The organism is Sphingomonas panaciterrae (assembly GCF_036890205.1).
Taxonomy (GTDB): domain Bacteria; phylum Pseudomonadota; class Alphaproteobacteria; order Sphingomonadales; family Sphingomonadaceae; genus Sphingomonas; species Sphingomonas panaciterrae.
Genome location: NZ_JAKNQR010000002.1, coordinates 205,437 through 227,303 on the forward strand (window position 1 = coordinate 205,437; position 21,867 = coordinate 227,303).

Here is a 21,867-nt window from a genome sequence, read left to right on the forward strand (position 1 = left end):
AGCGCGGCGTGGCGCCTTTCCCTCAATAGCCGAGCGCCGCAATCTCGTCCGCCGAGAAGCCGAGGTCACGCAGCACGGCCGCGTCCTGCCGATCGCCGCCAAGCGCGGGCGCCACGGTGCTGCTCTTGGAATAGCGTGGTGCAGGGGCAGGCTGCTTGATGCCGCCTGCTTCGACAAAGGTGCCGCGCGCCTTGTTGTGCGCATCGTCATACGCCTCGTCGAACCCGAGCACGGGGGCGAAGCAGACATCGTGGCCCTTGAACGCTGCGACCCATTCGTCGCGCGTTTTCGTCTTGAACAGGGCGGTCAGTTCATCCTTGAGCGCCGGCCATTGCCGCTGGTCCATCTGCGCGGACCATTTGTTGTCGCTGAGCCCCATTACCTTGCGGAACTCGGCGTAGAATTGCGGCTCGATCGCGCCGAGCGAGATGAACTTGCCGTCGCTCGTCTCATAAGTGTCGTAGAAATGGGCGGCGGTATCGAGCAGGTTGGTGCCGCGCTCGTCGCTCCACCGGCCCATGCCGCGGAAGCCCCACATCATGGTCATCAGCACCGCCGACCCGTCGGTCATCGCGGCATCGACCACCTGCCCCTCGCCGGTGCGCGCCGCATGAAGCAGCGCGGCGAGCATGCCGTAAGCGAGGAACATGCCGCCGCCGCCGAAATCGCCCGCGAGGTTGATCGGTGGCGTCGGCTTCTCCCCCTTGCGGCCGAAGGCGTGGAGCGCGCCGGAAATGGCGATATAATTGATGTCATGGCCGGGTTCGGGCGCCATCGGGCCGTACTGGCCCCAGCCGGTCATGCGGCCGTAGACGAGCTTCGGATTATCGGCGAGCAGCACGTCGGGGCCGAGGCCGAGCCGCTCCATCACGCCGGGGCGATACCCCTCGATGATGGCGTCCGCCCCCTTCACGATCTTGCGCACGGCCGCGATCGACTTGGGATCCTTCAGGTCCATGCCGATCGACTTGCGGCTACGCAGCAGCGGATCCTTTTCCGCCACGCCATTGCCCTGCGTCTTGCCCGGCCGATCGATGCGAATCACCTCCGCGCCGTGATCGGCGAGCATCATGCCGGCAAACGGGCCCGGGCCGATCCCGGCGAATTCAACGATACGGATACCGGCAAGGGGTGGCGTGCTCACGGATGCTCTCTCCTGTCTGATTTGCAGGGAGAGGTATCGCGGCGCGGACGCGAGCACAACAAAAGTTATGCTGGTGTAGCGGCGCCCATCAGGAGCGGAGCGTTGGCGCCCCCTTTTCGAGCGCAAGCGCGGCGTCCGAGAACTGAATCGGCGTGCGCAGGCCGGCGATCGGCCGCGTCTCGTTTGCGGGCAGCACCATGCCGCGTGCCTGGACCTGCGGGTCGTTCAGCGCCTGCTCGACGGTATTGATCGGCCCCGCGGGCACCCCCGCCGCCTCCAGCTTCGCGAGCAGATCGTCGCGTTCGAAAGCGCGGCAGCGTTCCTCGATCAGCGCGAACAAGGGCGCGCGATGTTCGATCCGGCCGGCGTTGGTGTCCCATCGCGGGTCCGGCCCGATCCCGACGATCGCGGCGAAGCGGTGATATTGCGCGTCATTGCCCACCGCCAGGATGAACCAGCCGTCGCTGGTCGGGAACACGGCATAGGGGCTGACATTGGCATGAGCGTTGCCGATACGCGCCGGATTCTCCCCGCTGGCGAAATAGTTTGCCGCCTGATTGGCGAGCACGCCGACCATCGTGTCGAGAAGCGAGCAATCGACCTGCTGGCCACGCCCGGTGCGCGCGCGCATCATCAACGCGGCCTGGATGCCGATCGTGGCATAAAGCCCGGTCATGATGTCGGCAAAGGCGACGCCGATCTTCTGCGGCGCGCCGTCCGGCTCCCCGGTCAGCGACATGATCCCGCCCATGCCCTGGATGATGAAATCATAGCCGGCACGGTGGGCATAGGGCCCGGTCTGGCCGAAGCCGGTGATCGAGCAATAGACGAGCCGCGGATGATCGGGCGCGAGGCTGGCGTAATCGAGGCCGTATTTGGCTAGGCCGCCGACCTTGAAATTCTCGATCACCACATCGGCGTCGGCGATCAGCGCCCTCACCCGCGCCACGTCCTCCGGCTTCGTGAAGTCGGCGACGATGCTGGTCTTGCCGCGGTTGCACGCGTGGTAATAGGCCGCGGCGCGGTCGCCATCATGCTCCACGAACGGCGGACCCCAGGTGCGGGTGTCGTCCCCCGCCGGGCTTTGCACCTTGATCACCTCGGCGCCGAGATCGGCCAGGATCTGCCCCGCCCAAGGGCCGGCGAGGATTCGGGCAAGCTCGACGACCTTGATGCCCTTGAGCGGGGTTTCCTTCATGGGCCGGCGCTCAGAAGGCGGCGATGCCGGTGATCGCGCGACCGAGGATCAGCGCGTGCACGTCATGCGCCCCCTCGTAGGTGTTCACCGTTTCGAGGTTCATCACGTGGCGCATCACCTGATATTCGCCGGAGATGCCGTTGCCGCCGTGCATGTCACGCGAGACGCGGGCAATATCGAGCGCCTTGCCGACATTGTTGCGCTTCACGATGGAGACCATTTCCGGTGCGAACCGTCCCTCGTCCATCAGGCGACCGACGCGCAGGGAGGCCTGCAGCCCGAGCGCGATCTCCGTCTCCATGTCCGCCAGCTTCTTTTGATAGAGCTGAGTCGCGGCGAGCGGACGACCGAACTGATGCCGGTCGAGGCCATATTGCCGCGCGGCGTGCATGCAGAATTCCGCCGCGCCCATCGCGCCCCAGCTAATGCCGTAGCGCGCGCGGTTGAGGCAGCCGAACGGCCCCTTCAGCCCCTGAACGTCGGGGAGCAGCGAGTCTTCGCCCACCTCGACATCGTCCATCATCACCATGCCGGTGATCGAGGCGCGGAGCGACAGCTTCCCCTCGATCTTCGGCGCGGTGAGGCCCTTCATGCCCTTTTCCAGCACGAAGCCGCGGATCGCGCCGCCATGCGCGTCGCTCTTCGCCCAGATGACGAACACATCGGCGATCGGCGCGTTGGAGATCCAGGTCTTGCTGCCGGAAATACGATAGCCGCCATCGGTCTTGACCGCGCGGGTCTTCATGCCGCCGGGGTCGGAGCCGGCGTCCGGCTCGGTCAGGCCAAAGCAGCCGATCCACTCACCACTGGCCAGCCTGGGCAGATACTTCCGCTTCTGCTCCTCGGAGCCATAGGCATGGATCGGGTACATCACGAGGCTGGACTGCACGCTCATCATCGAGCGGTAGCCCGAGTCGATCCGCTCCACCTCGCGCGCGACCAGGCCGTAAGCGACATAGGACGCGCCGACGCCGCCATATTCCTCCGGCACCGTCGGGCCGAGCAGGCCGAGCGCCCCCATTTCGCGGAAGATTTCCGGATCGGTATGTTCGTTGGCGAAAGCGTCGATGATGCGCGGCGCGAGCTTTTCCTCGGCATAGGCACGCGCGGTATCGCGCACCATCCGCTCATCCTCGGTCAGTTGTTCGTCGAGGAGAAAAGGATCCGCCCAATCGAACGCGCCCATGCCGGCCATAATCTGCTCCACCTAAAAGCTGGTCCGCCCCGATCGCGGTCGCCGGCCGCGCGCTTCATGCCAATACTGGATTGACGAGAAGCGCGCGCCGGCAGCCCGCAGTGAGCGGTGTCAGGAGCGGCTATAGCGGCTGGAGCGAGTCAGCCAAGCGTATGGGCGTATTTGGGCTGATCGATCGCGATCGTATCGAGCGCCGTCGCCTTCAGATGCGCGACCAACGCGGGATCATCGGGGGCGATCGTGCCGCTGCGGATCGCGGCGACCAAGGCGGCGTCGAGCTCGTCGCGGGTGCCGTCGCGGTGCAGCAGCGCACGCATCCGCTCCACCGCCCGGGCGTCCGCCGCCGGGCTGAGCGCCATGTCGCGCGCGGCGATCTCCAGCGCGTTGCGCGCCACCCGCAGCCCGAAGACGCTCGCGCTGCCATCGACCGGCAGCCATTGCGCGACGCCCGCCACCAGTTCCTGCGCGGTCGGGTGCGTGATCATGCCGCGTTCCTTTCGATGATCGCCACGATGTCCGCCTCGGTCTCCGACAGGCGCCGGCCGATCACGCCGCGCTCCGGCCCGGCGCTGGGGTCCGAGGCGAAGCTTGCGTACATGCCCATCGTCATGACGCCCCATTTGAGGCTGCCGAGCATCGACCAGAAATCGACTCGCGCCGCGCTGATCGGCTCGCCGCCCGCCTCGGCATAGCCGTCGAGCAGGTCCTGCACATCGCCGAAGCCGCCAACGTAGCGGTCGGGCCGGCCGAACTTCCAGCTGTTGGTGCACAGCCAGCCCAGGTCCTCGGCCGGGTCGCCGACATGCACCAGCTCCCAGTCGAGCACCGCGACGAGGCCGTCATTCGGATCGACCATGATGTTGCCGTTGCGGAAATCGCCGTGGACAAAGCGCGACGTCACCTTCTCTTTCGGCAGGCGCTTTTCCAGCCAGCGGAATGCCGCCTCGATCGTCGGGCGTACCGCGCCGGCGGCGCGCCATGTTGCCTCGTAATTGGCGAGCGTAGTCTCCGCGTCGGTCTGGTCGAGGCCATCAAGCGGCGCGACCGAGTGGATGCGGGCGAGCGCCGCGCCACATTGCCGCGCAAGCTTGCCGCGCGCAGGCTCGAAGGCGGGATCGCTGGTGATCTTCTTGCCCAGCGTCTCGCCGGCGACGCGGTGCATGACATAGGCCTCGTCCAGCCCGTCGGCCTCCTCGTCGCAGACATAGGTGACGATCGGGGCGGGAACCCCCGCCTCAACGGCAAGCGCGATCGCCTCCGCCTCGCGGCGCAGCGGCGGTTTGGAGACGGCGGAGTTCATCACCATCCGCGTGCGGCGGCGAAGGATCAGCGGAGTCTTCGCCTCCCCCTCACCCACCGCATCGAACGCCCATGTCTCCATGCTCGCGCCGCCGGTCAGCCGTACCAGATTCTCGACCCGCTCAGCCCCGGGGGCCATGCGCGGTGCAAGCGCGGACAGTCGCCGCGCCAACTCGTCTTTCGAAAGCCTCTCCGCCATCGCCCCTCGGCTTGTTTGAATTAGGGGCTTTAAAATCCGTGAGAGGCCGCTACGCAAGTTAAAAGAGTCGACTTAATTCGGGAGAGGGCCATGGATTTCGGATTGCCGCAGGATCTGCTCGACTATCTCAAGGAGCTGGATGCGTTCATCGAGGCGGAGATCAAGCCGCTGGAGGATGCCGACGATAACGTCCGCTTCTTCGACCACCGCCGCGAATATGCGCGGACCGATTTCGAGGCCGGCGGCCTGCCGCGGCACGAATGGGAAGAGCTGATGCGCGAGGCGAAGCGCCGCGCCGACAAGGCGGGGCATTTGCGCTTCGCGATGGATCCCAAGTTCGGCGGCAAGGGCGGGTCGAACCTGTGGATGTGCGTCATCCGCGAATATCTCGCTGCCAAGGGCCTCGGCCTCCACAACGATCTGCAGACCGAACACAGCATCGTGGCGAACAACCCGTTCGCCAAGATGTTCGACGATTTCGGCACCGAGGAGCAGAAGGAGGAATTCATCACCGGTACGCTGAACGGCACCCGCCGGGTGACCTTCGGTTTGACCGAGCCGTATCACGGCTCCGACGCGACCCATATGGAAACGCGCGCGGTGCCGGAATCTCGCAACGGCGTGCCGGGCTATGTCATCAACGGCGAGAAGATGTGGACGACGGGGATGCACGTCGCGACGCATTGCGCGCTGTTCGCCCGCACCAGCGGCGATGACGGCGCGGCGAAGGGCATCACCTGTTTCCTGGTGCCGACCGATGACGAGGGCGTCCAGATCGAGGAATATCTCTGGACCTTCAACATGCCGACCGATCACCCGCGCGTCAGCTTCAAGGACGTATGGGTGCCGGAGACGACGATCTTCGGCGATCCGGAAAACGGCCTCCCCGTCGCCCAGGCGTTCGTGCACGAGAATCGCATCCGCCAGGCCGCGTCATCGCTGGGCGCAGCGACTTACTGCATCGAGGAATCGATCCGCTACGCCCGGCAGCGCAAGCCGTTCGGCGAGGATCTCGCCCGCAACCAGGCGATCCAGTTCCCACTGGTGGAGCTCGCCACCCAGGCCGAGATGCTTCGCCTGCTGATCCGCAAGACGGCGTGGGAAATGGACCAGATGCCGCACCATGAGGTGGAAAAGCGCCTCTCGGACAAGGTGTCGATGTGCAATTACTGGGGCAATCGCCTCTGCTGCGAGGCGGCTGATCGCGCGATGCAGGTCCATGGCGGCATCGGCTATTCGCGCCACAAGGCGTTCGAGCACATCTACCGCCACCATCGCCGCTATCGCATCACCGAAGGCGCGGAGGAAATCCAGATGCGCAAGGTGGCGGCCTTCCTGTTCGGCTACCTCGGGCCGCGCCGGCAGGAGTTCAAGGAACTCGACTGGAGCGATGTCGACTATCGCAACAGCCAGATCCGGCCGCGTTCGGGCAAGCAGGCGCTGGGCAGCGTGTTCTGATCGACGGACCGCCCCCGCCGCTGCCGCCGCGCGTTGGTGCGCATGGCAGCTGGCGGGGCGGGCCAACCGCGCGCCGAGCGGACTTGCGGCCCCGCCGCGATCGGCATAACATCTGTTACGTTAGCGCGCCCGACGAGGCGCCCATGGGAGAGGGAAATGCTCAAGACGCGGTTCACCGAGGCGTTCGGGGTCGACTATCCGATCGCGCAGGGCGGCATGCAGTGGGTCGGCAAGGCGCATCTCGTCGCCGCCGTCGCGAATGCCGGTGCGCTCGGTTTCGTCACGGCGCTGACTCAGCCCACGCCGGAGGATCTGGCGAAGGAAATCCAGCGGACCAAGGATCTGACCGACAAACCGTTCGGCGTGAACCTGACGATCCTGCCGACGATCACGCCGCCGCCCTATGCCGAATATCGCCGCGCGATCATCGAAGGCGGGATCAAGGTGGTCGAGACTGCCGGCTACAAGCCGCAGGAGCATATCGACGATTTCAAGGCGCACGGGATCAAGGTGATCCACAAGTGCACCGCGGTCCGCCACGCACTGTCGGCCGAGCGGATGGGCGCGGACGCGATCTCGATCGACGGTTTCGAATGCGCCGGCCACCCGGGCGAGGACGATATTCCCGGCCTGATCCTGATCCCGGCAGCCGCCGACAAGATCAAGGTGCCGATGCTCGCCTCGGGCGGCTTCGGCGATGGACGCGGCCTCGTCGCCGCGCTGGCGCTGGGTGCCGACGGCATCAACATGGGCACGCGTTTCTGCGTCACGCAGGAGGCGCAGATCCCCGACAGCTTCAAGCAGCAGATGGTCGAAAATGATGAGCGGGCGACCGACCTCATCTTCCGCACGCTGCACAACACGGCGCGGGTGATGAAGAACAAGGTCAGCCAGGAAGTCGTGGCGATCGAGCGCAAGGGTGGCGCCGAGTTCAAGGATATCCAGCATCTGGTGGCGGGCGCGCGCGGCCGTGCAGCGATGGAAAATGGCGACACGCAGGACGGCATCTGGTCGGCCGGCATGGTGCAGGGCCTGATCCACGACGTGCCGACGGTGAAGGAACTGGTCGACCGTATCGTGGCAGAGGCGGAGCAGATCATCGAGGGCCGGCTGCAGTCGATGATCAGCCGCTATGCGGAAGCTGCGGAGTAACAAAGGTTATTGATTTCGATCAGTTGCGCGGTTCGTTCGGAACAGGCATTTGACCTTCCTTTACGGGTTCAAGGGAAGGTCATGGCGAGCTTAAGCGAGCGGGCCGCGCCCGAATTGACGGAATGTGATCGCGAGCCGATCCACATTCCCGGAGCCATCCAGCCGCATGGCCTGCTGCTCATCGCTGATCCCGAAACGCTGCGCGTCCTGGCGGGGGCCGGCGCGCTGGAAGAGGTATTCGGCACCGACTGGCTGGACGCACCGCTCCAGCAATTGCTGGCGCAGGACGTCGCCGCGCGGCTGGACAATCCGATCGCCGGGCCGGGAGGCACGATCCGCGGCACGCCGCTGATCATCGACGATCGCGCCTATGACGTAGCGATCCATCGCGGCGCCGACCAGGTGATCGTCGAACTGGAGCCGACCGGCACCGAGCCGCTGCTGGCCGGAGACATCCTGTCGTGGATGGACGTGATCGCTGCGGGGTTTGAGCGCGCGAGCAATCTCCAGATGCTGTGTGCACGTGCCGCCACCGCTTTTCGCGCGCTGACCGGTTTCGACCGGGTGATGGTGTACCGCTTTCTTGATGACGAGGCGGGCCGTGTCGTTGGCGAGGATCGGGACCCCGCGCTCGGCACCTTCATGCACCATCACTTTCCGGCAGCGGACATTCCGCGTCAGGCGCGTGCGCTCTACGTGCGCAACCGCGCGCGCGTGATCCCCGATGTCGGCTATTCGCCCGCGCCGATCCGACCGGCGCAATATAGCGGCACCGATCTCAGCGACGTATCGGTGCGCAGCGTGTCGCCAATCCATGTCGATTACCTGCGCAACATGGATGTGGGCGCGTCCGCGTCGATCTCGATCGTCAAGGATGGGGTGCTGTGGGGCCTGATCGCCTGTCATCACCGCACCGCCAAGCTGATGCCGATCGATATCCGGATGGCGGCGACGACGCTGTCGGGTGGCCTCGCACGGCAGATCCGCGCCAAGGAAGAAGCCGAAAGCTATCGCGAGCGGCTGGCACTGCGCGCGGCGGAGGATTCGCTGGTGCCCGCGCTGAAGCCGCCGCTCACGCGCGCGGTGAGCGACCGGCACGATGATCTGCAGCGGATGCTGGACGCCGACGGCGTGGCGCTGGTCCATCCCAAAGGTGTCGACTGCTACGGCCGGTGCCCGTCGAAGAGCGAGATCGAGGCGATTGCCGAATGGCTGGGCGAGCGCAACACGACCGAAGCCTATGTCACCCACATGCTGCCGAGCCAGTATCCGCCCGCCCAGGACTATGCGGACAAGGCCAGCGGACTGCTCGCGGTGTCGGTGCCGGAAGAGAATGCGACCATCCTGTGGTTCCGCGCCGAGCAGGTCGAGGAGATTGAATGGGCCGGCAACCCGCACAAGGGCGTCGGCCATGACCCACAGGCGACGCTGACCCCGCGCGCGTCGTTTGAATCGTGGCGTGAGACGGTGCGCGGACGCTCGCGCCGCTGGACGCTGGAGCAGGTGGAGGCAACGCATCGCCTGCGGCGTGCTTTCCGCGACGCGCGCGATTCGCGCGAGCGGCAGCGGCTGTTCCAGGAACTGGAGCGTGCCGTCGCCGACAAGGACAACGCGCTGGCGCAGAAGGACGTGCTGATGAAGGAGGTGGACCACCGCGTCCAGAACAGCCTTCAGCTCGTCTCCGCCTTTCTCTCGCTCCAGGCGCGTGATGCGGGGCCGGGCCAGGTCGCCGACCAGTTGATCGAGGCGCGCTCGCGCCTGTCGGCGGTGGCACTGGTGCACCGGCGGCTATATCGTGACGACCAGATCGAGACCGTCGATCTTGCCCGCTATCTCGATGAACTGGTGCAGGATCTGCGCGGCTCACTGGGCCAGGAATGGGCTTCGCAGATGACGATCGACCTGACGCCGTTGCTGATCCCCACCGATCGCGCGATCAGCGTCGGGCTGGTGGCGTCGGAACTGGTCATCAACGCGACCAAATACGCCTATGAGGGCGGCACCGGGCCGATCGACATTTCACTGGAGCAATATCGCAACCGCTTCCGCCTGATCGTCGCGGATCATGGCGTCGGGGTGACGGGCGACCGCGTCGGCTTCGGCAGCCGGATGATGCAGGCGGTGATCGGGCGGCTGAACGGAACGCTCGATCATGCCGACAACAGCCCGGGCCTGCGCGCGATCCTGACCGCGCCGATCGAGGACGACACAGACTGACGGGGGACGGTCGCGCCGCGCCGGGTGGTGCGATCGTGTCAGATGGCGGGGACGCGGGCGGCCGCCTCGTACAAGGCAAAGGTATCGAGCGCGCCGGCGATCATGGCGGCGTGCCAGGCCTCGTCCTGCGGCGCCGCGGCCGCATCAATCGCAGTGCGGATCGTGCGCCACTCGCCTGGCTGATGCACCGCCGACAGATAGGCGTGCGGGAGGCCGGCGCCGACGCGCTTCGCCAGGATACCGCCGCCGAGCCGCGATCCCTCCACCACATATAGGGCGCCCCATGCCGCCGCCTCGCCGCCGGAGGCGGTCTCAATCCGCAGATCGACGCTGGCGCCCAGCGCCGCAAGGTCAGCGGCGAGCAACGGCGTGCGACGACGAAGCGCGCGCCATATCTGCGCCGCGCGCGCCTCTGCCGTCGGCAGCGCGCGGGCATGCGCCAGCAGCATCGCGCGATATTCGGACGGATCGGCAAAGTCGTAGCCCGCAAAGGCCGAATCGACCGAGTCATGCGCGGCGGCGGTGGCGGTACGAAGCAGGGAAATGGCAGACATTGCCGGCGCGATGCCTGATCGGGAGGCCGGCGTCGAGCCAGTCTATGGTACGGGTGGTCGGACTCGAACCGACAATCTGTTGCCAGAGGCGGATTTTGAGTCCGCTGCGTCTACCAATTCCGCCACACCCGCGTGTCCGGAGGGCGCCTTTGGCATGAACTGGGCGTGCCCGTCCAGCCCGCGATCAGGCTCGTTCCCACTTTATCGTCAGGCTTGGCCACTGGCGCTACGCAACGGTGGTCGCCGCGGGAATGAACGGGGCTATCAGCCCGGGAAGCGCATGGTCCGCGGCTCGGCCTGGTCCGACGTGCGGGCGCCAACCGGCTTTCGCGCGCGCTGCGGATCGATCGGCCGGTCGAAGGCGATCCCTGCTCGCCCCTCGGTCTGCCACGCCACCCGGCCGGAGACGAGGCCGATCCCGCGCAACTCGATCTGCACCGCGGACTCGGGCGACACAGGTTCGGGCAACTCCGCCATCAGGCCGCCGGCAGAAAGATTGCGGACCCGGACCGACAGGTCGTTCGGCATCCCTTCCACCTTCAGACGCGCCAGCAGCAACAGGCTGTCCCGACCACGATCGCCAGTGGCAGGCGTTTGGGAATCGTCGAGGAAGATGCTCGCGGAAGGGGAGTCCATGGGCGAGGATTATTCCAGCATGTGTTTACGAATTGCAAACAAACAGCCGTCAGACTGTCCCATTTAGGACCAATCCATCGCCTTTCGCCAACGGCCGGGCGGGGTGGATGATCCCGCCGGGAGCGTAGGCGGCTCAATCCTCGCGAGAAACCTTTTCGTTGCGCTCGTGCCGTTCCTGCGCTTCGACCGTCATGGTCGCGATCGGCCGCGCCTCAAGCCGGCCCAGGCTGATCGGCTCCCCGGTCACTTCGCAATAGCCATATTCGCCATCATCGATCCGGCGCAGCGCCGCCTCGATCTTGCCGATCAGTTTGCGCTGGCGATCGCGCGTGCGCAGCTCGATCGACCAGTCGGTCTCGCTCGACGCGCGGTCGTTTAGATCCGCCTCCCGCAGCGAGTCGACCTGAAGCTGTGACAGCGTGCCCTGCGATTCCCGGAGGATCGCGTCCTTCCAGGCCAGAAGCTTGGCCCGGAAATATTCCTGCTGTCGAGGGTTCATGAACGGTTCGTCCGGGCTTGGACGGTAACCGTCGTCGTTTGCAGCCCCTAGGTCTGCTGGGTCTATCTGATCCACGCGATTGTACGCCGTCGCCATCGACCTATCTCCCCGCCCGCGTCAGGGTGTCGTAGCACCACCGCGCCCCGGAAGGGGCCTATAGACGCGGAGCAGACAACCGACAAGCACTCGCAAGCGTATAAAAGTGCTTATTTGATATCCGGTTGCGACGACATGAACGAATTAACCGATCGCTGGATGTCCCGGAGTGACACGTCGGTCCCAAATTGTGCGCTGCACCTCATGTTTTTCGCGGTTATTGGATACAGGGACGAACCATTGCTGTTGTGTTTAAGGCTTTGTTCGGCACCTTGAGCCCACAAGGGCAGCAACGCTTTTGAAGAACAGGTGGCCCCTGGCCTCCAGCAGAATGAGAAAGTGACATCATGTCGGTGCGGATGGCTTTGGCGAAACTCTGCGCGTGCACCGTTGGCGGTGCAATCGTCGGCGGAGGCGCAGTGCATGTCGCCCAGACACAGAAAGCTCGCAGTTCCTATACCAAGTTCGTGAAGCAGGCGCCCAAGAAGGTCGTCCGGCGCCCACGGCCGACAACCCCCGTACGCCGAGTCGTTCAGGCTGCCACGCCGCCGACCTGCGCGCCGGCCGTGGTGACGGTCGCGTCGCAGGCAGCGCCCGTTCCGGTGCCGCTGCCCCCGGCCCCTTCCGTCGTGTCCGGCGGCGGTGAGGTCGCGCCGATCGTCGGTGGTGGCTGGGGCGGTGGCTTTGGCGGCGGCGGCTTCTTTGCCGGCGGGTTCTTCGGCGGATCGGGCGGATCGGGCTCCAGCGGAATCGTGATTTCCTCGACGTCCAGTTCGAGCGGCGGGTCGACCTCCACGTCGTCGGGTGGCTCGTCCACCTCGACCGGCGGCTCCTCGACGTCGACCTCCACGGGCGGCTCGTCGACGTCCACCTCGACTGGCGGTTCGTCCACCTCGTCATCGACCTCTACCGGGTCGTCCACCTCCTCCTCGACATCGTCCTCCACCTCGGGCTCGACGTCGAGCTCCTCCTACGGTTCGTCCTCCAAGGGCTGGGGCTCATCGTCCAAGGGCTGGGGCTCGTCCTCCAAGGGGTGGTCTTCGAACGGCGGGCATCCCGGCACCAGCAGCGGCAACCCGTCGCCGGTTCCTGCTCCGCCGATGATGATCCTGTTCGGCGCAGCGGCGGCAGCGCTGATCGCCCGTCGACGGTTCGCGAAGAGAGCGCAGCCGGCGGACTGACGGGGCAATCCCGCCGCGCCTGCCCTGACACAATGAAGGCGGCGTATCCCGTGGTGGGTACGCCGCCTTTCCTTACTTCTCTTCCGGGCCCTGGCCTCAGGCGTCGAGCAATGCCTTTTCGATGTCGGCGATCGGGTGGCCGGTCAGATCCTTGGCCAGTTCGCCCGACAGGCGATCGGTCACTTCCTTGTGGTAGTGTTTGCGCAGTTCGCCGAGCGTCTTGGGCGGCGCGATGACGATCAGCGAATCATATTCATTGGAGAACGCCAGCTTCTTCAGCAGTTCAGCCGCGTCCGCGGCAAAGCGATCCTCCTCGAGCTGATGGTAGTCGGTTTCACCCAGCGAGCCGCGCGAGGGGGCGAATTGTGCGCCCGCACCTTGCGCGTGGTTGGAACCGTTGCGCGCGATGGAGGGCGCACCGGGGCCCGACTGCGTGGAGGACGCCCGGCCTGCCTTGTCGGTCTTCTGATCGAGATCCGACGGGTTGGGCCGCTCCTCGGCATGTTCGACGGTCAGATTGGGGTGCACTTCATCGCCTTCGTTGCGCAGGAAGAGCAGCTTGCGGCCATCCGCGACCAGAACGACGGAATTATACGGCACGTGCATGAGCAAGGTCTCCTGTTTTGCTTGTCACGAGAAACAACGCGCCGCCGCGGGGCCGGGTTGCCTCGCTGATCGCTGCCCGGCATAGCCCCGCGCCATGCTCGACATTCGCCTGATCCGTGACGATCCCGCCGCCTTCGACGCCGCCATGGCGCGCCGTGGCAAGCCGGCGGATGCCGCCACCATCCTCGATCTCGATCGCCGCCGCCGCGAGGTGGTGACGGAGCTTCAGGTCGGCCAGGCGCGCCGCAACGAGGCGTCAAAGGCGATCGGCGCGGCCAAGGCGAAGAAGGACGAGGAAACCGCCGCGGCGCTGATGGCGGAAGTCGCCACACTGAAGCAGCGGCTGCCCGAGCTGGAGGCAGAGGAAGCCCGCCTTGGCGGCGCGCTCGCCAGCCTGCTCGCTGGCCTGCCCAACCTGCCGCTCGCCGACGTGCCCGATGGCGCGGACGAGAATGACAATCAGCTGATCCACGAACGCGGTCAGCGCCCGATGTTCGACTTTGCGATCAGCGAGCATGACGCGATCGGCCCCGCACTCGGCCTCGATTTCGAGACCGGCGCTTTGCTGTCCGGCGCGCGCTTCACGCTGGTGCGCGGCCATGTCGCGAAGCTCGCCCGCGCGCTCGGTCAGTTCGGCCTTGACGTGCTGACGCGCGACTATGGCTATGAGGAAGTGATCCCGCCGCTCCTCGTGCGTGATGAGGCGATGTTCGGCACCGGCCAGTTGCCCAAGTTCGCCGAGGATCTGTTCCGCACCACCGACGGTCGCTGGCTGATCCCGACCAGTGAGGTCAGCCTCACCAACATCGTGCGCGAGAAAATCCTCGCCGCCACCGATCTGCCGTTGCGCTTCACCGCGCTCACCCCGTGCTTCCGCTCCGAGGCCGGCGCGGCGGGGCGCGACACGCGCGGCTTCATCCGCCAGCATCAGTTCGACAAGGCCGAGATGGTCTCGATCGTCGAGCCCGATCAGTCGGAGGCGGAACATGAGCGGATGACGGCGATTGCCGAGGACGTGCTGACCCGGCTGGAGCTGCCGTTCCGCCGCATGAAGCTGTGCACTGGCGACATGGGCTTCTCGGCCGCCCGCACCTACGACATCGAGGTCTGGCTGCCGGGGCAGGATCGCTATCGCGAAATCTCGTCCTGCTCCACCTGCACCGATTTCCAGGCCCGCCGCATGAACGCGCGCTTCCGCCCGGAAGGCGAGAAGAACACGCGCTTCGTCCACACGCTCAATGGCTCCGGGCTGGTGATCGGCCGAACGATCGTCGCCATCCTGGAGAATTACCAGCAGGCCGACGGCTCGGTCGCGGTGCCCACCGTGCTTCAGCCCTATCTTGGCGGGCTGAACCGGCTGGAGCCGCGGCCCGTCCAGGGTTAATGCAGCGGTAATGACGAACCGTATCCCGCTTGCGCTGCCGCTCGCGATCGCGTTGGCGGGATGCATCCCTTCGGTCGACCGCCCGATCCGGCCAGCGCCCGCTGAGCCCGGCAGCAGCCCCACGCCGCACCGGGGCGGCGCGGCGCGTTCGCAGGATGAGGTGGAGCAGCTCCCCGCCCCGCCCCCGGCCTGGGAGCAGCGCGGCGTGGCCGGTGACGCGCGGCAGGTCGCCGAGCAGAGCTATGTCGTGCGGTCTGGCGACTCGCTGCGCGCCATCGCCGAGCGGACCGGCGCCGGATCGGAAGCGATCGCCCGCGCCAACGGCCTGTCCGCGCCGTTCGTCATCTACGCCGGCCAGCGGCTGCGCATCCCCGGCGGCCGCTATCACTTGGTGCGCTCCGGCCAGACCGGCATCGCCATCGCGCGCGCCTATGGCGTCGAATGGTCGCACATCGTCGCCGCCAACGACCTCAGCGAGCCCTATATCCTGCGGACCGGGCAGCGGATCCTAATCCCGGGCGACGCACGCCCGCGCAGCGCCGCCGAGCGTGCCGCCGCCTTCCGCCTCGACATCGATGACATCATCACCGGTGGCGAGCCGGCGATCGCCGAGAACCAGGCACCCGCACGGCCGGTCGCGACGCCGCGCCGTGTCCTCCCCGCCACCGCGGCGGTCGCGCCGCCCACCAGCAGCCCGGGCCGCTTCATGTGGCCGGTTGACGGCCGCATCGTCGGCCGCTTCGGTGCTGGTGCCAGCGGCCAGCGCAACAACGGCATCAAGATCGCGGTGCCCACCGAAACGCCGGTCCGCGCCGCCGCCGACGGCACCGTCGCTTATGTCGGCGACGGCATCGCCGCGCTCGGCGGGCTGGTGATCATCCGCCACGGCGAGAATTGGACCAGCGTCTACGGCCACGCCTCCAAGCTGCTCGTCCAACGCGGCCAGGCGGTGAAGAAGGGCCAGACGATCGCGCTGTCTGGCGACACTGGCTTTGCCGATCAGCCCGAACTCCATTTCGAGCTGCGCAAGGGCCGCAACCCGGTCGATCCGGCGACTCAGCTCCCCCGGAAATAGCCGGTACGCGCCTCCTGCTTGCGGGCGGGGCCGGGTGAGGGCATGTGCCGCTTCACTATGACCGACCATCAGTCCGATCTGCTCCGCGTCCTCACCGACCGCGGCTACATCCACCAGATGACCGACGCGGCCGCGCTCGACGCGCTCGCGACGAAGCAGGTGGTGCCGGGCTATATCGGCTTCGATCCGACCGCGCCGTCGCTCCACGTCGGCAGCCTCGTCCAGATCATGCTGCTGCGCCGTCTGCAGCAGACCGGGCACAAGCCGATCGTCCTGATGGGTGGCGGCACCGGCAAGATCGGCGATCCGTCGTTCAAGGAAGAATCGCGCCAGCTGCTGACCGAGGATCGCATCGGCGCCAACGTCGCCTCGATCCGCCGCATCTTCGAACGCTTCCTGACGTTCGGTGACGGGCCCACCGATGCAGTGATGGTCGACAATGCCGACTGGCTCGACAAGCTCGAATACATTCCCTTCCTGCGCGAGGTGGGCCAGCATTTCTCGGTCAACCGGATGCTGTCATTCGATTCGGTGAAGCTGCGCCTCGATCGCGAGCAGTCGCTCAGCTTCCTCGAATTCAACTACATGATCCTGCAGGCCTATGACTTCCGCGAGTTGTCGCAGCGCCACCGCGTGCGGCTGCAGATGGGCGGCAGCGATCAATGGGGCAATATCGTCAACGGCATCGAGCTGGCGCGCCGCATGGACGGGACCGAAGTGTTCGGCGTCACCACGCCCCTGCTCACCACCGCCGACGGGCAGAAGATGGGCAAGACCGTCTCGGGCGCCGTCTGGCTGCACGAGGATCAGCTGCCGCACTTCGATTACTGGCAGTTCTGGCGCAACACTGACGATCGCGACGTCGGCCGCTTCCTGCGCCTGTTCACCGACCTGCCGGAGGACGAGATCGCCCGCCTCGAAAAGCTTGAGGGTGCGGAGATCAACGAGGCGAAGAAGATCCTCGCCAACGAAGCGACCGCCATGTGCCGCGGCCGCGACGCAGCGGAACAGGCCGCCGAAACCGCCCGCAAGACCTTCGAGGAAGGCGCCAGCGGCGACGCCCTCCCCACCTTCGCCGCCAGCGGTGAGGTGGCGCTGGTCGACGTCCTCGTCGGCCTCGGCTTCTGCGCGTCGAAGGGCGAGGCCCGCCGCCTGATCAAGCAGGGCGGCGCACGCGTCGCCGGCGAGAAGGTCTCCGACGAAGCCGCCACTGTCACCGCGGGGGGCGAGCCGGTCCGCATCTCCGCCGGCAAGAAGCACCACGGCCTGCTCGTCGCGGGCTGACGCGGGGCCCTACTGATCCACGATCCTCCATCCGCCGCCTGCCACAATCACCGGCAGGCGGCAGGACGCTCGTGCCCTTGTCCTTGCATTAGCACACACTACATTAGCTACTTCTAACGGAGTAGCGACGATGCTGAAGCCGCCAATGGATCTGGCGACGTTCGAACAGAAAGCGGTGCAGGTCGCCGACACGCTGAAGGCGATCAGCAACGCACGCCGGCTGATGCTGCTGTGCAAGCTGGTGGAGCATGGCGAAGTGACGGTCACTGGCCTCGCCCGCGACGTCGGCCTCTCGCAATCCGCCTGTTCGCAGCACCTCGCGAAGATGCGCGACGAAGGCCTGGTTACCTTCCGGCGCGAGAGCCAGACCCTCTGGTACGCCATCGCCGATCCGCGCGTCGAAACGCTGCTCGCAACCCTCTACCAGCTTTACTGCAAGGACGTTGATTGATGCTTCCCACCCTGTCGTCGCACGATGTGCGCCTGGCCCTCGACGGCGGCGCCCGGCTGGTCGACATCCGTGGCGCCGACGAACATGCGCGCGAGCGCATTCCCGGCGCGATCAACCTGCCGCTCGATCGCATCGCCGCCTTGCCGCGCGATGAGCGCCCGGTGATCTTCCACTGCAAATCGGGCATGCGCACGGCCGCCAACGCGGGCGCCCTTGCCGCCGCCGCGGCAGGGGCCCCGGCCTATATCCTGGAAGGCGGCATCGATGCGTGGCGCTCGGCCGGTCAGCCGACCGTGATCGACCGCGCCCAGCCGCTGGAGATCATGCGGCAGGTACAGATTGCTGCTGGCATGCTGGTGCTGGCCGGCGTCCTGCTTGGCGTGTTCGTCGCGCCCGCCTTCCTCGGCCTGTCTGCCTTCGTCGGTGCTGGCCTGCTGGTTGCCGGGGTCACCGGCTGGTGCGGCATGGCGAACCTGCTGCGCATCATGCCCTGGAACCGGCGCTGCGCGCATTGAGCCGATGATGACCGCCGCACTTCGCAGCGACTAGGGCGTCCCGCCGAACTGGAACGGCCGGGCCGGCCTGAAGTCCTTGTTGGCCATGCCGGAGAAGATGTTCCTCTCATTCGGCCCAAGGTCGAGCTTCATCACCTTGCCACGGCCGGGCGAGAAATCGATCTTGTCGAGATCAACCCAGAAGATGTTGGGCGTCATCGCCGACTCGAAGAAATACGGCCTGCGCTTCTGGTCGGAAACGGTACGCCAGCGTGTCGACGATATGTTGGGCTGGTTCGGCGTCTTGACGCCAATTGGCACCGAGACATTGCGGATCACGCTGAAGGCAGTGGCGATCGTCTCCAGCGAGTCCGATGTCGGCGGGATGGACCTCACGTAGAAGGAAGCGCGGGCGAAGCGGTCTGCGGCGCGGCTCGTCCCCGGCAGGAACACCGTGCCGCCGACCTCTCGCCAATATTCCTCCATCGCCAACTGCCGCTCGAACGTCGGCGAGTTGGTCATGACCTGATAGTCCCGGCTGTGATGGATGACCTGTCGGCCGCCGACATATTCGATGATCGCGCTGTCGCCGCTCGGGTCCGACAGCGACAGGTGGAGGGTCGCGGTTTCCTTGGTGCCGGGCACTGGCGCGGCGGCGATGACGAAGGGTTCCTTGGCGAGCGCGTCGACTGCTCCTTGCACCGTCGTGAAATTGTCGAGCACATATTGCGCCCAGGCCGCGATGCTGAGGCCCGGTTTGGCGCCGCTGTTGGCCGGATAACGCGACTCCGCCAGCCACAGGATGTTCGCGACCAACCCTGCCTCGTTCATCCCGTCTGACGTGAATTGGTCATAGGCAGCGGCGATGACGCTGCCATAGCGAGAGGCCCACCGGATCGAATTGGGGCCCGCCCCGCCCGTACGCGCCATCCCGCGGGGAAATACCCAGAGGTTGGTCGGGATGTCGCTTTCCCAGTCCATCGACCGAGCGGTGACCACCTGGTCGTCACCGCCCAGGTTGACGACCCGCGTGCATGCCTGCACCGGTGGCGGCAGAGACATTCCGGCAATCAGCAACACGCCCAGGCAAAGCCTCAACGAGGCGATCGTCGTTCCGGACATGGCCACCTCCAGCGGCCGCTTGATAAGACCCGGGAGAGTCGACGTTCCATACGTAGATGACCGGTGGACCGTCGCCACGCCGTCTGCCCGGAGAGCAAGCCAGTCGCGCGACATGACCGGGGGATGCGCGGTCGCGCGCCCGGGCTGCCCGGTGCTACTGCGGTTATCAGCCCGATCGCAGCAGCGCGACGCCGGCATCCCGCTCGAACAGATACAGCGCCACCCGCGCCGCCTGCCCGCGCGGGCCGGAAAGCCCGCCGTCGCGATCGATCAGCAGCCGCGCATCATCATAAGCGATCGGCAGCAGCTCGTTGAGCAGTTCCGGTGTCGCCAGCCGGAACGCCGCCTCGCCCGATTGCCGCGTGCCGAGCAATTCGCCCCCGCCGCGCAGCCGCAGGTCCTCCTCCGCGATCATGAAGCCGTCGTTGGTGTCGCGCATCAGCGCCAGCCGCGCGCGCGACGTCTCGCTCAGCGCATTGCCGCGCAGCAGCAGGCAGCGTGATTGCCCCCCGCCACGCCCCACGCGCCCGCGCAACTGATGCAGCTGCGCCAGTCCGAAGCGATCGGCATGTTCGATCACGATCAGCGTCGCCTTCGGCACGTTCACGCCCACTTCGATCACCGTCGTCGCCACCAGCACGCCAAGCTCGCCGCCGGCGAAGCGCGCCATCACCGCATCCTTCTCGGCCGGTCGCATCTTGCCATGCACCAGCCCGACGCGATCCCCGAAGCGGCCCGCCAGCGCCGCCGCGCGGGCTTCTGCGGCGGCAAGATCGCTCTTCTCGCTCTCCTCCACCAGCGGGCAGACCCAATAGGCCTGCTTGCCCTCCGCGAGGTGCCGGCCGAGCGCATTGACCACCTCGTCCAGCCGCTCCTCGCTGATGACGCGGGTCTCCACCGGCTCGCGCCCGGGCGGCATCTCGTCCAGCCGGCTCTGGTCCATCTCGCCATGCTGCGCGAGGACCAGCGTTCGCGGGATCGGCGTCGCAGTCATCGCCAGCAGATGCGGCGTCGTCCTGCCCTTGGCCGACAGCGCCAGCCGCTCCGCCACGCCGAAGCGATGCTGCTCGTCCACCACGACAAGGCCGAGGTCACGGTAATTCACCGCATCCTGAAAGATCGCGTGGGTGCCGATCAGGATGTCGATCGATCCATCCGCCAGCCCCATCAGCACGCCCTCGCGCGCCCGGCCCTTGTCGCGCCCGGTCAGCACCGCGATGTTCACCGGCAGGCCGGCCAGCGTCTCGCGCAGCGTGTCGTAATGCTGGCGCGCCAGTATCTCGGTCGGCGCCAGCAGCGCGCCCTGCGCGCCCGCCTCCACCGCGATCAGCAGCGCGAGCGCCGCGACCAGCGTCTTGCCCGATCCCACGTCGCCCTGCAGCAACCGAAGCATCGGCGCGTCCTGCGCCAGGTCGCCCTCGATCTCGCGCGCCGTCCGCGCCTGTGCGCCGGTCAGCGCATAGGGCAGCCGAAGCATGTCGCGCAGCCGCCCGTCGCCCTTCAGCGCCCGCCCGCGCCGACGCCGCGTATCCTGCCGCACCAGCGACAGCGCCAGCTGGTTGGCGAAGATCTCGTCATAGGCGATCCGCGCCCGCGCCACCGCATCGGCCGGATCGGCATGGACGCGCGCCAGCGCCTCCTTCCACCCCGGCCAGTCGCGCTGCGCCAACAGCCCCGGCTCGATCCATTCGCCAAGCTCGGGCGAGCGGGCGATCGCCTGCTCGACCAGCCCGCCCACCCGGCGCGACGTAATCCCCTCAGACAGCGGATAGATCGCCTCGCGCTCGCGAAAGCTGTCCTCGCCATCCACGATCTCCGGGTGGATGATCTGCAATTCCTGGCCGTATGTCTCCAGCTTGCCGGAGACGCGAACCGGCTCGCCGACGGTATAGAGCTTGCGCACCAGCCCGCTCGATCGCCCGAAATAGACGAGGCTGACGATATTGCCGTAGCCGTCGGCGGCCTGCACCCGCGTCGGCCCGCGCGGGCTTGAAGACGCGCGGATGTCGCGCACCGTCAGCGTGATCGCGATCGTGCGCCCCGCGTCCCGCGCCATCAGCTCGTCGCGCGGCAGGCGATCGATCCAGCCGCTCGGCAAATGGAACAGCACGTCCACCACCCTCGCAAGGCCAAGCCGATCCAGCGGCTTGGCCAGCCCTGCCCCGACGCCCTTCAGCGCGGTGACTTCGGCGAACAGTGGATTGAGGATATTGGGTCGCATGACTATCTCTTGCGCCACGCCTAGCCGTTCGCATCGATCCTGTCAGGCGAGCGGATGAATTATCGTCGCCGACCGTGCGAAACCACGGCCGGCCAAGTGTCGTTGGAGCCCCTGATGGATCAAGAAACTCGTTTGCGGCGCACCCGCTTCCGCGCCTGGCACCGGGGCACGCGCGAGGCCGATTTCATGATCGGCGGCTTCTTCGATGCGCATCACGCCAGCTGGTCCGAAGAACAGCTGCAATGGTTCGAACGCCTGCTGGAGGAGCAGGACGTGGACATCATGGGCTGGGCGATCGGCTCCATCCCCTGCCCGCCCGAATGGGAAGGCGAGATGATGCAGACGATGCGCCGCGTCGATTTCGCGCTCGCCACCCCGGGCAGCCAGCCCGGCGCCTGACCA

21 protein-coding genes and 1 tRNA gene are annotated in these 21,867 nt (G+C 66.8%); 9 read left to right on the forward strand and 13 right to left on the reverse strand.

What is annotated here, in order from left to right; genetic code table 11:
* Positions 1–22 precede the first annotated feature (22 nt).
* The 5 genes from L8F96_RS07895 to L8F96_RS07915 form a co-directional block, all read right to left on the reverse strand.
* Positions 23–1,144: a CaiB/BaiF CoA transferase family protein gene (locus L8F96_RS07895; RefSeq protein WP_334655718.1), complete on the reverse strand. Its 1,122-nt coding sequence runs from the start codon at positions 1,142–1,144 to the stop codon at positions 23–25.
* 88 nt (positions 1,145–1,232) lie between these two features.
* A complete protein-coding gene (locus L8F96_RS07900) occupies positions 1,233–2,342 on the reverse strand; it encodes a CaiB/BaiF CoA transferase family protein (protein ID WP_334655719.1) in 1,110 nt (369 codons plus the stop codon).
* A 10-nt stretch (positions 2,343–2,352) separates the two neighbouring features.
* Positions 2,353–3,537, reverse strand: a complete 1,185-nt coding sequence (locus L8F96_RS07905) for an acyl-CoA dehydrogenase (RefSeq protein WP_334655720.1) — start codon at positions 3,535–3,537, stop codon at positions 2,353–2,355.
* Between the two features lie 140 nt (positions 3,538–3,677).
* The gene (locus tag L8F96_RS07910) at positions 3,678–4,022 is read right to left on the reverse strand and encodes a DUF6285 domain-containing protein (protein WP_052742602.1); all 345 of its coding nucleotides are present in this window, start codon (positions 4,020–4,022) and stop codon (positions 3,678–3,680) included.
* Positions 4,019–5,035, reverse strand: coding sequence for a phosphotransferase family protein (locus L8F96_RS07915; protein WP_334655721.1), 1,017 nt, complete (start codon positions 5,033–5,035; stop codon positions 4,019–4,021). Before L8F96_RS07915 ends, L8F96_RS07910 begins: the two co-directional genes overlap by 4 nt.
* Positions 5,036–5,125: 90 nt before the next feature.
* Here L8F96_RS07915 and L8F96_RS07920 point away from each other — a divergent pair, with 90 nt between their 5' ends.
* The 3 genes from L8F96_RS07920 (at position 5,126) to L8F96_RS07930 (ending at position 9,862) form a co-directional block, all read left to right on the forward strand.
* The gene (locus L8F96_RS07920; protein ID WP_046410740.1) at positions 5,126–6,493 is read left to right on the forward strand and encodes an acyl-CoA dehydrogenase family protein; all 1,368 of its coding nucleotides are present in this window, start codon (positions 5,126–5,128) and stop codon (positions 6,491–6,493) included.
* Positions 6,494–6,649: 156 nt separating this feature from the next.
* Positions 6,650–7,645, forward strand: a complete 996-nt coding sequence (locus L8F96_RS07925) for an NAD(P)H-dependent flavin oxidoreductase (protein WP_046410742.1) — start codon at positions 6,650–6,652, stop codon at positions 7,643–7,645.
* A gap of 81 nt (positions 7,646–7,726) precedes the next feature.
* Complete coding sequence (locus tag L8F96_RS07930) at positions 7,727–9,862, forward strand: histidine kinase dimerization/phosphoacceptor domain -containing protein (RefSeq protein ID WP_334655722.1); 2,136 nt, start codon at positions 7,727–7,729, stop codon at positions 9,860–9,862.
* Between the two features lie 38 nt (positions 9,863–9,900).
* Here L8F96_RS07930 and L8F96_RS07935 read toward each other — a convergent pair whose 3' ends face one another.
* The 6 genes from L8F96_RS07935 to L8F96_RS07960 form a co-directional block, all read right to left on the reverse strand.
* On the reverse strand, positions 9,901–10,416 hold the full coding sequence (locus L8F96_RS07935) for a biliverdin-producing heme oxygenase (protein WP_334655723.1): 516 nt from the start codon (positions 10,414–10,416) through the stop codon (positions 9,901–9,903).
* A gap of 45 nt (positions 10,417–10,461) precedes the next feature.
* A tRNA-Leu gene (locus L8F96_RS07940) sits at positions 10,462–10,548 on the reverse strand.
* Positions 10,549–10,680: 132 nt separating this feature from the next.
* A complete protein-coding gene (locus L8F96_RS07945) occupies positions 10,681–11,052 on the reverse strand; it encodes a PilZ domain-containing protein (protein WP_334655724.1) in 372 nt (123 codons plus the stop codon).
* Between the two features lie 133 nt (positions 11,053–11,185).
* On the reverse strand, positions 11,186–11,647 hold the full coding sequence (gene dksA, locus L8F96_RS07950) for an RNA polymerase-binding protein DksA (RefSeq protein ID WP_046410748.1): 462 nt from the start codon (positions 11,645–11,647) through the stop codon (positions 11,186–11,188).
* Positions 11,648–12,179: 532 nt separating this feature from the next.
* Positions 12,180–12,593, reverse strand: coding sequence for a hypothetical protein (locus L8F96_RS07955; RefSeq protein ID WP_197075565.1), 414 nt, complete (start codon positions 12,591–12,593; stop codon positions 12,180–12,182).
* 331 nt (positions 12,594–12,924) lie between these two features.
* Positions 12,925–13,434: a host attachment family protein gene (locus L8F96_RS07960; RefSeq protein WP_334655725.1), complete on the reverse strand. Its 510-nt coding sequence runs from the start codon at positions 13,432–13,434 to the stop codon at positions 12,925–12,927.
* Positions 13,435–13,528: 94 nt separating this feature from the next.
* On the opposite strand from L8F96_RS07960, the gene serS reads away from it, so the two are divergent.
* The 5 genes from serS to L8F96_RS07985 all read left to right on the forward strand — a co-directional run bounded on the left by serS (position 13,529) and on the right by L8F96_RS07985 (position 18,143).
* The gene (gene serS / locus L8F96_RS07965) at positions 13,529–14,818 is read left to right on the forward strand and encodes a serine--tRNA ligase (RefSeq protein ID WP_334655726.1); all 1,290 of its coding nucleotides are present in this window, start codon (positions 13,529–13,531) and stop codon (positions 14,816–14,818) included.
* A 10-nt stretch (positions 14,819–14,828) separates the two neighbouring features.
* Positions 14,829–15,893 (forward strand): peptidoglycan DD-metalloendopeptidase family protein, encoded by a 1,065-nt coding sequence (locus L8F96_RS07970; RefSeq protein ID WP_334655727.1) that lies wholly within the window; start codon positions 14,829–14,831, stop codon positions 15,891–15,893.
* A 57-nt stretch (positions 15,894–15,950) separates the two neighbouring features.
* Entirely contained in the window at positions 15,951–17,177 is a 1,227-nt protein-coding gene (gene tyrS, locus L8F96_RS07975) for a tyrosine--tRNA ligase (RefSeq protein WP_334655909.1), read from the forward strand.
* A 130-nt stretch (positions 17,178–17,307) separates the two neighbouring features.
* Positions 17,308–17,628 carry an ArsR/SmtB family transcription factor gene (locus L8F96_RS07980; protein ID WP_334655728.1) on the forward strand — a complete coding sequence of 107 codons (321 nt, stop codon included), beginning with the start codon at positions 17,308–17,310 and terminating at the stop codon, positions 17,626–17,628.
* On the forward strand, positions 17,625–18,143 hold the full coding sequence (locus L8F96_RS07985) for a rhodanese family protein (protein WP_417158952.1): 519 nt from the start codon (positions 17,625–17,627) through the stop codon (positions 18,141–18,143). The genes L8F96_RS07980 and L8F96_RS07985 overlap by 4 nt, the downstream gene beginning before the upstream one ends.
* 30 nt (positions 18,144–18,173) lie before the next feature.
* On the opposite strand, the gene L8F96_RS07990 is transcribed toward L8F96_RS07985, so the two are convergent.
* Together L8F96_RS07990 and recG are read right to left on the reverse strand one after the other, a co-directional pair.
* Positions 18,174–19,244 (reverse strand): linear amide C-N hydrolase, encoded by a 1,071-nt coding sequence (locus tag L8F96_RS07990; RefSeq protein WP_334655730.1) that lies wholly within the window; start codon positions 19,242–19,244, stop codon positions 18,174–18,176.
* A 166-nt stretch (positions 19,245–19,410) separates the two neighbouring features.
* Positions 19,411–21,465: an ATP-dependent DNA helicase RecG gene (recG, locus tag L8F96_RS07995; protein ID WP_334655731.1), complete on the reverse strand. Its 2,055-nt coding sequence runs from the start codon at positions 21,463–21,465 to the stop codon at positions 19,411–19,413.
* Between the two features lie 114 nt (positions 21,466–21,579).
* On the opposite strand from recG, the gene L8F96_RS08000 reads away from it, so the two are divergent.
* The gene (locus L8F96_RS08000; protein ID WP_046411778.1) at positions 21,580–21,864 is read left to right on the forward strand and encodes an FAD assembly factor SdhE; all 285 of its coding nucleotides are present in this window, start codon (positions 21,580–21,582) and stop codon (positions 21,862–21,864) included.
* Positions 21,865–21,867: the final 3 nt, after the last annotated feature.